General features: G+C 65.9%; 12 protein-coding genes. All 12 read right to left on the bottom strand.

Annotated elements, in window-relative coordinates:
- Positions 1–7: 7 nt before the first annotated feature.
- The 12 genes from TW83_RS08465 to TW83_RS08410 all read right to left on the bottom strand — a co-directional run bounded on the left by TW83_RS08465 (position 8) and on the right by TW83_RS08410 (position 14,000).
- Positions 8–1,237, bottom strand: coding sequence for a calcium-binding protein (locus TW83_RS08465; protein WP_045982323.1), 1,230 nt, complete (start codon positions 1,235–1,237; stop codon positions 8–10).
- A 148-nt stretch (positions 1,238–1,385) separates the two neighbouring features.
- Positions 1,386–2,303: an N-acetyl-gamma-glutamyl-phosphate reductase gene (gene argC, locus TW83_RS08460; protein WP_045982322.1), complete on the bottom strand. Its 918-nt coding sequence runs from the start codon at positions 2,301–2,303 to the stop codon at positions 1,386–1,388.
- Positions 2,304–2,372: 69 nt separating this feature from the next.
- Positions 2,373–2,702, bottom strand: coding sequence for a DUF779 domain-containing protein (locus tag TW83_RS08455; protein ID WP_045982321.1), 330 nt, complete (start codon positions 2,700–2,702; stop codon positions 2,373–2,375).
- The gene (locus tag TW83_RS08450; protein WP_045982351.1) at positions 2,699–3,754 is read right to left on the bottom strand and encodes a DNA topoisomerase IB; all 1,056 of its coding nucleotides are present in this window, start codon (positions 3,752–3,754) and stop codon (positions 2,699–2,701) included. Before TW83_RS08450 ends, TW83_RS08455 begins: the two co-directional genes overlap by 4 nt.
- Positions 3,755–3,836: 82 nt before the next feature.
- The gene (adh, locus tag TW83_RS08445) at positions 3,837–5,363 is read right to left on the bottom strand and encodes an aldehyde dehydrogenase (protein WP_045982320.1); all 1,527 of its coding nucleotides are present in this window, start codon (positions 5,361–5,363) and stop codon (positions 3,837–3,839) included.
- A gap of 117 nt (positions 5,364–5,480) precedes the next feature.
- Complete coding sequence (locus tag TW83_RS08440) at positions 5,481–6,452, bottom strand: GAF domain-containing protein (RefSeq protein ID WP_232303328.1); 972 nt, start codon at positions 6,450–6,452, stop codon at positions 5,481–5,483.
- Between the two features lie 78 nt (positions 6,453–6,530).
- Positions 6,531–7,754: a sn-glycerol-3-phosphate ABC transporter ATP-binding protein UgpC gene (ugpC, locus tag TW83_RS08435; protein ID WP_084697337.1), complete on the bottom strand. Its 1,224-nt coding sequence runs from the start codon at positions 7,752–7,754 to the stop codon at positions 6,531–6,533.
- Positions 7,755–7,770: 16 nt separating this feature from the next.
- A complete protein-coding gene (locus TW83_RS08430) occupies positions 7,771–9,312 on the bottom strand; it encodes an alpha-amylase family glycosyl hydrolase (RefSeq protein ID WP_052714757.1) in 1,542 nt (513 codons plus the stop codon).
- Positions 9,309–10,442: a carbohydrate ABC transporter permease gene (locus TW83_RS08425; RefSeq protein WP_045982319.1), complete on the bottom strand. Its 1,134-nt coding sequence runs from the start codon at positions 10,440–10,442 to the stop codon at positions 9,309–9,311. The genes TW83_RS08430 and TW83_RS08425 overlap by 4 nt, the downstream gene beginning before the upstream one ends.
- Positions 10,442–11,437, bottom strand: a complete 996-nt coding sequence (locus TW83_RS08420) for a sugar ABC transporter permease (RefSeq protein ID WP_045982318.1) — start codon at positions 11,435–11,437, stop codon at positions 10,442–10,444. The genes TW83_RS08425 and TW83_RS08420 overlap by 1 nt, the downstream gene beginning before the upstream one ends.
- Positions 11,438–11,498: 61 nt before the next feature.
- Positions 11,499–12,854: an ABC transporter substrate-binding protein gene (locus TW83_RS08415; protein WP_045982317.1), complete on the bottom strand. Its 1,356-nt coding sequence runs from the start codon at positions 12,852–12,854 to the stop codon at positions 11,499–11,501.
- Between the two features lie 87 nt (positions 12,855–12,941).
- Complete coding sequence (locus TW83_RS08410) at positions 12,942–14,000, bottom strand: quinoprotein relay system zinc metallohydrolase 2 (protein WP_045982316.1); 1,059 nt, start codon at positions 13,998–14,000, stop codon at positions 12,942–12,944.
- Positions 14,001–14,067 lie beyond the last annotated feature (67 nt).

The following is a 14,067-nucleotide window of genomic DNA, read 5'->3' as shown; positions in this document are numbered from 1 at the left end:
CATCCATCTACAGAATGAAATCCGCCTCGGTCAGCGACAGCTGGCCTGACAGGCGGATCATCCCGTCCACGCGGCCATCTCCGTTCGCATCCATCATCACACGCGTCACGTTGGTCTGCGGGACATACTGCACCATCAATTGTGCACCCTGCCCGGGCTCGAAGCTGTCGGTCATGTGGAACGCCTGGTTTCCGGGGGTCCGCCAGTCCGCATCAATGCCGGACAGGTCGATCCGATCGCTGCCGCGCCGGAAATCAAGGATCAGGTCGGTCTGGGCGCCCTGGCTGTCGGCCATTGACCCGAAGACAAACGTATCCGCACCGACGCCCCCGGTCAGCAGATCCGCCCCCTGTCCGCCGATCAGGGTGTCGTTGCCCGCTCCGCCCGCCAGCCGATCCGCCCCCTGCCCGCCATGCAGACGGTCATTGCCGAACCCGCCCTCCAGCGTGTCGTTGCCTGCGCGCCCTTCCAGCCGATCATTGCCCGCGTTGCCACGCATCAGGTTGCCCTGCGCGTTGCCCAGCAGCACGTCATGGCCGGCGCCGCCTTCGGCATTCTCGACCCCGCGGATGATGTCCAGGCCATGGCGGGTGTCCTGCCGCCCGGTCAGCGCCAGATCGATGCGGCCGCCCGTGGCGCCCTGCAGCACGACCGTGTCAACGCCTGAACCGCCGTCGATCACGTCATTGCCCGCATCCATCAGCACCCGGTCCAGGCCGGCGCCGCCATAAAGCGCGTCATGGCCGATCCCGCCGCCAAGGATGTCGTTGCCGCCATTGCCGTACAGCGTGTCGTCGCCTGCCATCCCGAAAGCGCGGTCGTCCTCGAAGCTGAGGGTGAAGACGTCGTTGCCCGATAACATCCGTTCGATGATCCGCTGATCATCGACACGCGAGAATGTCAGGGAGGCATTGTAGATATCCGCCAAGGGCACCCTCAGCTGATCGATCTGCCATTGATCGTAGTAATATCCGCCAATATCGGCGGCCCCGGCGATCAGAGTGACGGTTCCACCCGTGATGTCCTCACCAGTCTGACGAAAACCGCTGCCGCCGAAGATCGTCGCAAAATCGTAACCGCCGCTGTAATAATCGACCAGCAAGACGTCCTCAAACTGCTGTCCGTCATAATTGAAATAAAGATTGTCAAAGAATTCGACATTGAATGCATCGTAATACAATACGCTGAGATCAAAATTCGTGATGTCGAAACCGGAATACGCTTGTACGCGCGCCATCGTTAACCCCTTGCAAAAAAACCATGAAAAACGACTCTGTCCCGTTCATGTGCGGGGACAGAATGGCATTCATTAACGACGTCGCACGACCGGCGTCAAAACCTATCGCGCAACGTCGTTAACGTTTCCGCAAGGATGGCGTGGGGCGTCAGAGGCTGGTGCCCTCGGGCAGGCCCAGCATGATGTTCATGTTCTGGACCGCGGCGCCCGATGCGCCCTTGCCCAGGTTGTCCAGCACCGCGACGATCGTGGCGCATCCGGTCTCATCGTCGCCATGCACACTGATGCGCAGCACGTTACTGCCGTTCAGCGCGGTCGGGTCGATGCGGGCCCCGATCTGGTCGGCGGGCACGACCTGCACGAAGGCCTCGTTCGCGTAATGATCCGCCAGCGCCTGGTGCAGGGCCGCGACGCTGCGGTCGTCATCCAGCTGCAGCGGCAGCTGAACCGCCATGCCCTGGGCAAAATTCCCGACCGAAGGCGCGAAGACCGGCTGCAGCAGCAGGCCGCCATGGGTCATGATCTCGGGGATGTGTTTGTGGCGCTGATCCAGGCCATAGATGAAATGCACGGGCGCAGTGCCCGCCTCGAAATCCGCGACCATTGCCTTGCCGCCGCCGGTATAGCCGCTGACGGCGTTGATCGACAGCGCCTCGGTCTCGTCGACCAGGCCGGCAGCGACCAGCGGGGCCACGATGGCGATCGCGCCGGTCGAATAGCAGCCCGGATTGCTGACCAGCCGCGCGGCGGCGATGCGCTCGCGCATTTCGGGGGCCAGTTCGGGAAAGCCGAAGACCCAGTCCGGATCGATCCGGTGCGCGGTCGAGGCGTCGATCAGGCGCACGTCAATGTCGGCCGTCAGGGCCACGGCCTCGCGTGCGGCGGCATCCGGCAGGCACAGGATCGCGACATCGGCCTGCGCAAAGCAGTCGGCGCGGGCCTGCGGGTCCTTGCGCATCGCGGGGTCCAGTTGGACCAGGCGGATGTCGTCGCGTCCCAGCAGGCGGTCGCGGATCTGCAGGCCGGTGGTGCCGGCCTCGCCATCGATGAAGACGCTGTGGGTCATGGGGCAAGCCTTTCGCAGGTGTCGCCCGTGTCTAGCGCAGCGCGGCCTTGGTCACAACGCTGCTTGGCGCTAGATGCTGCACATCTCTGACCGGGTCAGGAACCGCTTCTCGCGACCGTTGTCCAGACTGAACATGCCGCCCCGCCCCGGCACCACGTCGATGATCAGGTCGGTATGGGCCCAGGCCTCGGCCTGGCTGGCCGAGATGTAGAAGGGCGCGCCGCCGATCTCTCCCAGCTGCACGTCGCGTTCGCCCACGCGGAAATCGCCTTGGGGATAGCACATCGGCGACGACCCGTCGCAGCAGCCGCCTGACTGGTGGAACAGGACCGGGCCGTGATCGGCCACGATCTCGGCGATCAGTTCCAGCGCGGCGGGGGTGGCGGTGACGGTGCTCATGTCTTCAGCCTCTTCTTGAGGAACCGCAGGACCTGCGTCTCTTCGGGGCGCAGGTCGGTCTGGGTCAGGGTGTCGTCGATCGTGTCGGCCAGCTCCAGCCGCAACTCGTCGGCCAGATAGGCGTCGATGATCTGGGGGTGCACATAGCACTGGCGGCAGATGGTGGGCGTGTTGCCAAGCCGCGCGGCAACCGATTCAATGGCGTCGCGCACGTTGCGCTTGGCGGCTGCCTCGCTGTCGGCCTTCTCGTATTCGGCCAATGCCAATGCGGCCAGGACCGTGCCGGTCCAGGTTCGGAAATCCTTGGCGGTGACCTGCCGCCCGGTGATCTGGCGCAGATAGTCGTTCACCTCGGTCGAGGTGACCTGGCGGCGGGTGCCGTCGTCATCGACATACTGGAACAGATGCTGGCCCGGGATCTCCTGCACGGCACGGATGATGCGGGCAACGCGGCGGTCGCGCAGGCCCAGGTTCCATTCCTTGCCTGACTTGCCCTTGAACTTGAAGCGGACCTGATTGCCGTCCAGCGTGACATGCCGCATCCGCAGCGTGGTCAGCCCGTGCGACTTGTTCTCGCGCGCATAGCGGGTGTTGCCCACGCGGATCATGGTGTTCTCCAGCAGGAACACGATGGTCGCCAGAACCTTCTCCACCGGCAGGCCGCGGCGCGACATGTCGGCATCGACCTGCGCGCGCAGCTGCGGCAGGCCGCGCGCGAAATCCAGCATGCGGTCATACTTGCTGCTGTCGCGCAGCTCGCGGAATTCGGGGTGATAGCGGTACTGCTTGCGGCCCTTGGCGTCGCGTCCGGTCGCCTGGATGTGGCCGCGCGGATCGGGACAGATCCAGACGTCGACATAGGCGGGCGGAATGGCCAGCGATGCCAGCCGCTTGCGTTCCGCCTTGTCGGTGATGGTGCGCCCGTCCGGTCCCTTGTACGAAAACCCCTTGCCCGACCGCTGGCGCGTGATGCCCGGCATGTCGTCGTTCACATAGGTCAGGCCCGCGCTGATCGCGGCGTCCTCGGGGTCGATGATGCTGTCCTTGGGCATGGCGCGCTCCGCAGGTGGCGTCTGGCCCAACGCCGCGGGATCGGTGCGGGTTGCGGGCGACCCGAAGGCCGCCCGCATCGCGTCAGAAGAAGCCCAGCTTCTTGGGGCTGTAGCTGACCAGCATGTTCTTGGTCTGCTGATAGTGGTCCAGCATCATGCGGTGGTTTTCACGCCCGATGCCCGACTGCTTGTAGCCGCCGAAGGCCGCGTGGGCCGGATAGGCGTGATAGCAGTTGGTCCAGACCCGGCCCGCCTGGATCGCGCGACCGAAGCGGTAGCAGGTGTTCGCATCCCGCGACCACAGGCCCGCGCCCAGACCGTACAGCGTGTCATTGGCGATCGACAGCGCCTCGTCCTGGTCCTTGAAGGTGGTCACGGACACGACCGGGCCAAAGATCTCCTCCTGGAAGACCCGCATCTTGTTGTGGCCCTTGAAGACCGTCGGCTTGATGTAGAAGCCGCCCGACAGCTCTCCGCCGTGATCCGCGGCCTCGCCGCCGATCAGCACCTCGGCGCCTTCCTTGCGACCGATGTCGAAGTAGGAGAGGATCTTCTCCTTCTGCTCGCTCGAGGCCTGCGCGCCGATCATCGTCGCGCTGTCGCGCGGGTCGCCCTGCACGATGGCCTCGACGCGCTTCAGCGCCTTTTCCATGAACTGGTCATAGATCCGCTCGTGGATCAGGGCACGCGACGGGCAGGTGCAGACCTCGCCCTGGTTCAGCGCGAACATCACGAAACCCTCGATCGCCTTGTCGAAGAAGTCGTCGTCCTCGCGGCAGACATCCTCCATGAAGATGTTGGGCGACTTGCCACCCAGTTCCAGCGTGACCGGGATCAGGTTCTCGGACGCGTACTGCATGATCAGGCGGCCGGTGGTCGTCTCGCCGGTGAAGGCGATCTTGGAGATGCGCGGGTTCGACGCCAGCGGCTTGCCCGCCTCCAGGCCGAAACCGTTGACGATGTTCAGGACGCCCGGCGGCAGGATGTCTGCGATCAGCTCGGCAAAGACCATGATCGTGGCCGGGGTCTGTTCCGCGGGTTTCAGCACCACGCAGTTGCCGGCGGCCAGCGCAGGCGCCAGCTTCCAGCAGGCCATCAGCAGCGGAAAGTTCCACGGGATGATCTGACCCACCACGCCCAGGGGCTCGTGGAAGTGATACGCGATCGTGTCGTTGTCGATCTCGCTGATGCCGCCCTCCTGCGCGCGCAGGACGCCCGCGAAGTAGCGGAAATGGTCGATGGCCAGCGGCAGGTCGGCGGCCATCGTCTCGCGGATGGGCTTGCCGTTGTCCCAGGTCTCGGCGGTGGCCAGCAGCTCCAGGTTCGCCTCCATCCGGTCGGCGATCTTCAGCAGCGCGTTGGACCGATCGGTGGTCGAGGTGCGGCCCCAGGCTCCCTTGGCCTTGTGCGCCGCGTCCAGCGCAGCCTCGATGTCATCGGCATTGGACCGGGCGATCTCGCCGATCTCGGCCCCGGTGATGGGCGTGGTGTTGGTGAAGTAGCGGCCCGACTTGGGCGCCGTCCATTCGCCACCGATGAAGTTGTCATAGCGGCGGGCAAAGGGCATCACGCCCACGCCCTTGAATTCGTGCGTCTGGTCGTTCGGCATCGGTTCCTCCTCCTCGGGATGTCAACCCCCGGATCTCCCGGTCCGGGTATGGGCAAAGCGTCGGACAGCGCGTGATTCGTCGCAACCGCCGATCCACGCCGCAGCGCAGAAGCTGTCTCACATGTGAGACAGTCCTCCGTGATTTTCACCAAGCCCAAGGCGCGCCATGCGCCGGTACATCGTCGCCCGCCCGATCCCAAGCGCGCGTGCGGCCGCCGACACGTTGCCCTGCGCGCGGGCCAAGGCGCGCATCACCGCGGCGCGTTCGGCCCGGTCGAACCCGGTCAGGTCGTCCTGGCGGCCCAGCAGGTCGGCGGCCGGGCGCGGGCGGATCGCACCCTCGCGCTCCAGCCCCAGGGCGCGACGGGCGGCGCGGGTGGCGCCGATGGCCAGGTCGTCCTTGTCCACCGCCAGCAGCACCGCCTGTTCGCCCTGATCGTCCGAGGCCACCACGATGCGCGCGTCGGGAAACGACATCCGGAAGAACAGCGATTCGATCGCCCGCGCGGTCTGCGCCACCTGCGCCGAGATCAGCCGGTTGTAGCGTTCGGTCTGGTCCGCGCGCGCCGAACTGACGTCCAGCGCGGCCAGCAGCCGCCCGTCCGGTCCCCAGATCGGCGCGTCCATGCATGACATCGCGGTGTTCAGGGTACGGAAATGTTCGTCGCGGTGGATGGTGACCTGCCGGCCCTCGGCCAGGCAGGTGCCGATGCCGTTGGTGCCCTGCGCGGCCTCGGACCAGTCGGCGCCCTGCCACAGGCCCCAGTCGCGGAACTGCTGGGCGTCGGCATCCGACACCCGCTGGTCCAGCACGATGCCATGCGCATCGGTCAGCAGCACGTTGCAGCCCGACAGGCCTACCAGGTTGTACAGCTGGTCCAGCTGCGGTCCGGCGACGTTCAGGAAGGCCTGCATCGCCTGATGGCGGTCGGCCAGTTCGCTGTCGGACAGGCGATCCGGGCGGCGGCGGTCGGCGGGGTCCAGCCCGTGCTTCAGCATGGACCGCCGCCAGGATGCGGCCAGCGCCGAGGTGGCGCTGCGTGACTGCGACTGCGCGGCCACAAGCTCCGCGTGGTTGCGTTCGGTCATGGTCTCCCCCTCAGGATGGGGAAAGTATAGCACGGTTTGCGGGGCGCGATCTGCGACTTTGGTCGCGCCCCCCGGGGTTCAGCGTACCGGGCCCTCGGGGATGACCATCCCGTCCATCGCCCGCTCCGGACCGCGATTCGAATGCGCGGGCGTGCCGCCCATGCTGCCCGAGGGCGCGGCCATGCGCGGCTGATAGGGCGGCAGACGGTCGGCGCCGTCCCGGTACAGCAGCGACTGTCCCTTGTGGAACAGGTGCAGCGCATGGGGATCGGCGGTCAGCCGGACCCGCTTGCCCTTCAGGTCCGGGTGGATGCCCGGCAGCTTGGCGGTGATCGGCGCGGTCTCGGCCCCGGTGCCGAAGTACAGCAGCGTGACCTCTCCCAGGGCCTCGGTCAGATCGACGGTCCCCTCGAAGACCGGGGTGCCGTCGGTCTCGCGCATGTCCTCGGGGCGGACGCCCAGGTTGACGACCATGCCCTCGTCGCCGGCGCGGGTCGGGATGGCGACCTGCGCCTCCAGGCCCACGTCCAGCGCGACGGTGGTCATGGCGCCCACGGTCTTGACCCGCCCGGGCAGCAGGTTCATCGCCGGGCTGCCGATGAACTGGGCCACGAATTCGGTCATCGGACGCTCGTACAGTTCCAGCGGCGCGCCGACCTGCGCGATGCCGCCGCCGGCCAGCACCACGATGCGGTCGGCCAGGGTCATCGCCTCGGTCTGGTCGTGGGTGACATAGATCATCGTGCGGTCGGGCATCGAAGCTTTCAGCTGCGCGATCTCGATCCGGGTGGCGACGCGCAGGGCGGCGTCCAGGTTCGACAGCGGTTCGTCAAACAGATAGACCTTGGGGTCGCGCACGATGGCCCGCCCGATGGCCACGCGCTGACGCTGGCCGCCCGACAGGGCCTTGGGCAGGCGGTCCAGATAGGGCGTCAGCTGCAGCATCTTGCCGGCACGGTCGGTGGCGGCCTGGATCTGCTCCTTGGACTGGCCCGCGATCTTCAGCGCGAAGGCCATGTTGTCGCGGACCGTCATATGCGGGTACAGCGCATAGGACTGGAACACCATCGCGATGCCGCGCTGGCTGGGCGGGATGTCGTTCATCACCTGCCCGCCGATCTTCAGCTCTCCCCCGGTGATCTGCTCCAGGCCCGCGATCATGCGCAAGAGCGTGGATTTCCCGCAGCCGGACGGCCCGACAAAGACGATGAACTCTCCGGAACGGATGTCCAGGTCGATGTCCCTCAGCACCTGCACGTCGCCATAGGACTTGGCGACGTCCGTCAGTTTCAGATCGGCCATTTGCGGTCTTCCTCCCCTACCCTTCGATGATCTGGACCTGCCACGGCATCAGCCCGCCCGCATCGTCGTCGGACAGGTTGGCGCGGATCAGCAGGGTCTGCTTGTCGTCACGGCGGCGGAAGGACAGCACCGGCCCCTCGGCCTTGATGTCTGTCATGTTTCCGCAGCGCAATGCGCTGTGCTTGCGGCGCAGGCCGACCGCCCAGCGATAATGGTGCAGCATTGACTGGGCGTCGGCCTCTTGGCTGACGACGGTGCGCTGCAGATGCGAATGCGGCACGGGCAGCCAGGGCTGGCTGGTCGAGAAACCGCCGTTCACACCCATGTCCCAGACCATCGGCGTCCGGCAACCATCGCGGCCCTTGAACTCGGGCCAGAACTCTATGCCATAGGGATCGCGCAGATCCTCGAAGCGCAGCTCGGCCTCGGGCAGGCCCAGCTCCTCTCCCTGGTACAGGCAGACCGACCCGCGCAGGCACAACAGCACCGTCGCATAGGCCTTGGCGGCCTGGTCCGGCAGGTTCCAGCGCGTGACGTGGCGCACCACGTCATGGTTCGACATGGCCCAGCAGGGCCAGGCGTTGGGCGCGATGTGGTGCAGCTTGTCGAACACCTCGACCACGCGCGCGGCGGGCAGGTCGTCACCCGACAGGAAGTCGAAGACATAGGACATCTGCACCCGGCCCGGCACGCCGGTATACTCCTCCAGCAGTTCCAGCCCGCGCTCGCTGTCGCCGATCTCGCCCACGACGGCGGCGCCATAGGGCACCAGCGCCTGGTGGAACCGTTCAAGAAAGGCCAGGTTCTCGGGCTGCGATTTGCTGAAGCGGTGGCTCTGGTGGTTGTAGGGGTTCACGGCGGGGGCCGTGTCCGACTTGCGCAGTTCCGGCGCCAGGGGCGGGTTGTCGCGCAGCTGGGCGTCATGAAAATAGAAGTTGATCGTGTCCAGCCGGAAGCCGTCGACGCCCTTGTCCAGCCAGAACCGCGCCATCTCGATCAGGGCATCCTGGACGGCAGGGTTGTGAAAGTTCAGGTCCGGCTGCGACGACAGGAAGTTGTGCAGGAAATACTGTTCGCGCCGCGCATCCCATTGCCACGCGCTGCCGCCGAAGATCGACAGCCAGTTGTTGGGCGGCGTGCCGTCCGGGCGCGGGTCCGACCAGACATACCAGTCCGATTTCGGGTTGTCGCGGCTGGCGCGGCTTTCCTTGAACCAGGGATGCTGGTCCGAGGTATGCGACATCACCAGGTCGATCATGACCTTCAGACCCAGCTCGTGCGCGCTTTGGACCAGCCAGTCGAAATCCTCCATCGTGCCGAAGATCGGGTCGATGCCGCAGTAATCGCTGACGTCGTAGCCAAAATCCTTCATCGGAGAGGTGAAGAACGGAGAGATCCAGACCGCATCGACCCCCAGGGACGCCACATAGGGCAAGCGCTGGGCGATGCCCGCCAGATCGCCCGTGCCGCTGCCGGTCGTGTCCTGAAAGCTGCGCGGGTAGATCTGATAGATGATCCCGCCCTTCCACCAATCCGTCGTCTGTTCAGTCAAGTTCATCCACCTTTCACGGAGCCGGCCAGCAATCCGCGGACCAGATATTTCTGCATGGCAAAGAACACCAGCAGCGGCACCGCTATCGAGATAAAGGCCGAAGTTGCAAGGATCTCCCATTCACCTCCGCGCGATCCCATCAGCTCTCGCAGCAGGCCCGTCATGACCAGCTGTTCGCGCGTGTTGCCCAGGAACACCGTGGCCACCAGCAGGTCGTTCCAGACCCACAGGAACTGGAAAATCGCGAAACTGGCCAGGGCCGGGAAGGACAGCGGCAGGATGATCCGGCGGAAGATCTGGAATTCGGTCGCGCCGTCGACGCGGGCGCTCTCTATGACCTCTCGTGGCAGGCCGACCATGTAATTTCGCAGCAGATAGACCGCCAGCGGCAAGCCGAACCCGGTATGCGCCAGCCAGATGCCCAGGTATCCCTTGCCGATGCCCAGTTCGTTGTGCAGCCGCAGCAATGGGATCAGCGCCACCTGCAGCGGCACGACCAGAAGCCCCACCACGCAGGCCGTCAGCAGGGCCCGGCCCGGAAACTGCATCCAAGCCAGCGCATAGGCCGCAAAGGCCGCGATCAGGATCGGGATGACGGTGGCGGGGATCGTCACCGTCATGGTGTTCATGAAGGCGCGCCCCAACCCGCCCGCGGTCAGAACCCGGGAATAGTTGTCGGTCGTGAAGGCCGGCGGCGACAGGGTGGTGGTGAAGATCCGTTCACCCCGCCGCATCTCGAAGGGCTGGGCCGAGGTCATGCGATAGCTGCCGTCCTCGGCCACGGTCAGATCGATCCCCGGCTCCAGCTCGACGGTGTCGCCGGGGGCGTTGGCATCGGGCTGGCGCGCGCTGGTGCCCCAGGCGGTCAACTCCTGCGTACCCTCCAGGGCGCTGCCCTGTATCACATAGAGATCGCCCTCCTGCACTTGGTCCTCGGCCGTGCCCGAACGCACGAAACCGGTCTGCACCGACCCCGAGAACGACTGCCACCACCCCGAGGTCGAGATCTGGTCGCGGTCGCGGAACGACGACACGAACAGGCCCAGCGTCGGGATCGTCCACAGCAGCACCAGCAGGAAGGCCGCGATGTTGACCGCCCAGGCCAGCGACGACTTCTGTCCAGCCATCCCCTCCATCAGCGGACCTCCTTGCGTGCGTTGTAGATGTTCCAGACCATGATCGGGGTGACCAGGATCATCAGGACGATGGCGATGGCCGATCCGCGCCCGTAATCGGGCGTGCCGCGGAACATCCAGTCATACATCAGGTTCGCCAGCACCTGCGTGCCCCATTGCCCGTTGGTCATGACGAAGACGATGTCGAAGACCTTCAGCACGACGATGGTAATGGTGGTCCAGACCACCGCGATGGTGCCCATGATCTGCGGCACCTTGATCTTGAAGAAGACCTGCAGGGGGGATGCGCCGTCCAGGATGGCGGCCTCGATCGTCTCCTCGGGGATGCCGCGCAGGGCGGCCGACAGGATGACCATCGCGAAGCCTGTCTGGATCCAGACCAGCACGATCATCAGCAGAAGGTTGTTCCACACCGGCAGGGTCAGCCAGATCTGCGGCTCTCCACCCAGCTGGGTCACGATCCAGTTCAGAAGGCCGATCTGCGTCTCGCCCGAGGCGCGGTATTCATAGATGAACTTCCAGATCACGCCCGCGCCGACAAAGCTGATGGCCATGGGCATGAAGATCAGCGACTTGCCGATGTTGCCCCATTTCAGCCGGTCGGTCAGCTGCGCGGCCAGCAGGCCGAACAGCGTGGACAGGGCCGGCACGACCAGCAGCCAGGCCATGTTGTTCAGCATGGATTCCCGGAACTTGCCGTCGTTCACCAGCCAGACATAGTTGTCCAGGCCGACGAACTGCGATCCGTTCGAATTGAACAGCGACCGCCAGAGGCTGTCCAGCACCGGATAGACCAGATAGGTCGTCAGGAACAGGATCGCGGGCCCCAGGAACAGCCAGGGGCGGATCTGGTTCGCCCGCCGGATGTTGTCGCCCGCCTGCGCCCCGCGCGGCGGATAGATGCGGTCCAGCAGCCAGTTCGACCCCCAGAACCAGGCCACGCAGCCAAAGACCCCGATCGCGATCGTGCTGACCGCCAACCACAGCAATTCCATTCCCGGTCTCCCCCCTGGATCATGGGGCGCGGCGGCGTCGCGGCCGCCGCGCCGGTCGTCGTCAGTTCAGCGAAGCCCAGCTGGCCTGGATCTTGTCCGCGACGTCCTGTGCCGAGGCGCCGCCGACGAAATCGATCATCCCGGTCCAGAACGCCCCCGCGCCGATCGCGCCGGGCATCAGGTCCGACCCGTCGAACCGGAAGACCGTCGCGTCCAGCAGGATCTGCCCCATGCGGCGGACGGTCGGATCGTCATAGGCCTCGACATTGGCGCCGGTATAGGGCGTGACGAAGCCCTGCTGCGCCATCCAGATCTCGTGCGCGACGGGGGTCTTCAGGAACTCGACGAAGGCCATCGCGGCGGGGTTGTCCGACAGGACCGCGAACATGGTGCCGCCGCCCAGGACGGGCTGGCCCAGGTCACCCGATGCGGGCGCGGGCATGTAGAAGAAGTCGGCATCCTCGCCCACGACCGTGCCCTCAGGGAAGAAGGTCGTGATGAAGCTGGCCTGACGGTGCAGGTAGCAGGCGGGCGGGCTGTCGAACAGGCCGGCGGGGCTTTCGCGGAAATCGGTCGCGCTGACCGATCCGACGCCGCCCGCGACGAAATCGGGGTTCTTGGCGAACCAACCGAACTCGTCGATCGCGGCCACGACCTTGGGGTCGTTGAACGGCATCGCATTGGTCGTCCAGGCGTCGTAATCCTCGGGCGTGGCGGTGCGCAGCATCAGGTCCTCGACCCAGTCGGTCGCGGGCCAGCCGGTCGCGCCGCCCGATCCCAGGCCGATGCACCAGGGGGTCTCTCCCTCCTCGGCGATCTGCTCGGTCAGGGCCTTCAGGTCCTCGTAGGTCTCGGGGATCTCATAGCCGGCATCCTCGAAGTTCTCGGGGACGTACCAGACCAGCGACTTGACGTCGGCCTTGTACGGGAAGGCGTACAGCGCCTCGGTCCCGTCGGGGCCCGCATAGGTGCCCAGCGCCGCCCAGCTTTCGCCCGCGGCATAGTTGTCGGTCAGCCATTGCGCCGTCTCCTCGCCCAGGGGGCGCAGGAAGCCCTTTTCGGCCAGATCCGAGGCCAGGCCCGGCTGCGGAAAGACCGCGACATCGGGGGGCGATCCGGCCTCGCTGTCGATGACGATCTGCTGCTCGAAGCTGTCGGAACCGGAATAGTTCGCCTGCGCGCCGGTCGCCTCGTTGAAATAGGCGATGACCGACTGGAACAGCTCCTGGTCGCCGCCCAGCCAGGGGCCCAGGATGTTGAAGCTCTGCCCCTCAAGGTCGGAATTCGCGGCCTTGAACTCGTCCAGGCTGGCCCAGTTGATGCGGTCGTCGCTGCCCGGTTCGATCACCAGCTGCGCCTGCGCGCTGCCAGCGGTCAGCGCGATGATCGCGGCGGTCGTGTACAATGCGGTTTTCAAGTCTTCCTCCCTGAAAGTCCCCGGACCTGTTTCGCCCGGCTGTTAACGCGAACATTTGCCAGTTCTGGCGAACCTGTCAAACGCTTCTCATTCCCATTCCAGTTCCTTGTAGGCCGCGGTTGCGTTCCGCGCCACCGTCTCTGGATAGGAATTCCATGAATTCTGCATCGGCTGCAATGCATTGGCGATGGCGGGCACGGCCTGCGACAGGGGCAACCCGTCCTGAATGGCCCGGCGCGTCGCGGTCGCAAGCGCTTTCAATAATGCGGTCTGGGGTGCCGATGCGTCGGCCCATGATTCGCTGGCCGGTCCATGTCCCGGCACGATCAAGCCTGCGCCGCGCGCCGGGTCGCTGTCCAGCCATTCCAGCCATCCCAGCAGCGATCCGTCCACCACCGGCGTCAGGTCCCGGAACAGCAGATCGCCGGTGAACAGCGTGTTCGTCCTGCGGTCCAGCACGGTCAGGTCGCTGTCGGTATGGGCCGCGGGCCATGCCCGCAGCAGCAGGGACCGATCGCCCAGGTCGATCTGGCGGCGGTCATCGACCAGGTCGTCGGGCATGACCACCTGCGTGCCGATCCAGTCCGGGGCCGGGTAAAGACCAACCAGCGCGTCAAGATACCCCGCCGCCCGCGCCTGAAGCGCCTGCGGCAGGGCGTGATGCGCGGTGATGCGGGCCCCGGCCTCGGACAGCACCTGCGCGCCCAGCACGTGGTCGGGATGCATGTGCGTCAGGATCAGGTGTCGCACCGGAAGGTCGGTGATCCTCCGGATCGCCACATAGAGGTCCTGCGCCTGCGCCCGCGACACCCCCGCATCGATCACCGCCACCGCATCGCGGCCGACGATCACCCCCAGGTTGGCGATGCGCCCGTCCGGGGTCTCCTCCATCTGGTGAGAATCGCCGAAATGGACATGAACGCCCGGCGCGACCTGCTGCAGATCCAGCGCCGGAAGATCGGCATTGGCGCGGCATTCCGGCGCACTGCCGGTCAGATCGGGCCGCGCGGCCAGCCACGCATCCGCGACCTGCGCGGCCTGCGTCCGACACCCCTGGGCCGTCGCCGAATCGCCCTGGGGCAGCAGAACCTGGCCGCATTGATCGGCGGCCATCGCCAGACAGACGCCCAGAACCAGGTGAAACATCGTCCTTCCGTCCCCTTTTGCGGCCCGTCTTCACGAAATGGTCACGACCTTGCGACCTTTGTCGTGT

This window comes from Paracoccus sp. S4493, from assembly GCF_000967735.1.
Lineage (GTDB): Bacteria > Pseudomonadota > Alphaproteobacteria > Rhodobacterales > Rhodobacteraceae > Paracoccus > Paracoccus marcusii.
Note: the sequence above shows the minus strand (reverse complement) of the source record. Positions and strands in the feature narration are given on the sequence as shown.

What these genes read in the sequence shown, in the direction of transcription:
- TW83_RS08465 (WP_045982323.1), bottom strand. Translation starts at nt 1,237, where the DNA reads ATGGCGCGCGTACAAGCGTATTCCGGTTTCGACATCACGAATTTTGAT.
- argC (WP_045982322.1), bottom strand. Translation starts at nt 2,303, where the DNA reads ATGACCCACAGCGTCTTCATCGATGGCGAGGCCGGCACCACCGGCCTG.
- TW83_RS08455 (WP_045982321.1), bottom strand. Translation starts at nt 2,702, where the DNA reads ATGAGCACCGTCACCGCCACCCCCGCCGCGCTGGAACTGATCGCCGAG.
- TW83_RS08450 (WP_045982351.1), bottom strand. Translation starts at nt 3,754, where the DNA reads ATGCCCAAGGACAGCATCATCGACCCCGAGGACGCCGCGATCAGCGCG.
- adh (WP_045982320.1), bottom strand. Translation starts at nt 5,363, where the DNA reads ATGCCGAACGACCAGACGCACGAATTCAAGGGCGTGGGCGTGATGCCC.
- TW83_RS08440 (WP_232303328.1), bottom strand. Translation starts at nt 6,452, where the DNA reads ATGACCGAACGCAACCACGCGGAGCTTGTGGCCGCGCAGTCGCAGTCA.
- ugpC (WP_084697337.1), bottom strand. Translation starts at nt 7,754, where the DNA reads ATGGCCGATCTGAAACTGACGGACGTCGCCAAGTCCTATGGCGACGTG.
- TW83_RS08430 (WP_052714757.1), bottom strand. Translation starts at nt 9,312, where the DNA reads ATGAACTTGACTGAACAGACGACGGATTGGTGGAAGGGCGGGATCATC.
- TW83_RS08425 (WP_045982319.1), bottom strand. Translation starts at nt 10,442, where the DNA reads ATGGAGGGGATGGCTGGACAGAAGTCGTCGCTGGCCTGGGCGGTCAAC.
- TW83_RS08420 (WP_045982318.1), bottom strand. Translation starts at nt 11,437, where the DNA reads ATGGAATTGCTGTGGTTGGCGGTCAGCACGATCGCGATCGGGGTCTTT.
- TW83_RS08410 (WP_045982316.1), bottom strand. Translation starts at nt 14,000, where the DNA reads ATGTTTCACCTGGTTCTGGGCGTCTGTCTGGCGATGGCCGCCGATCAA.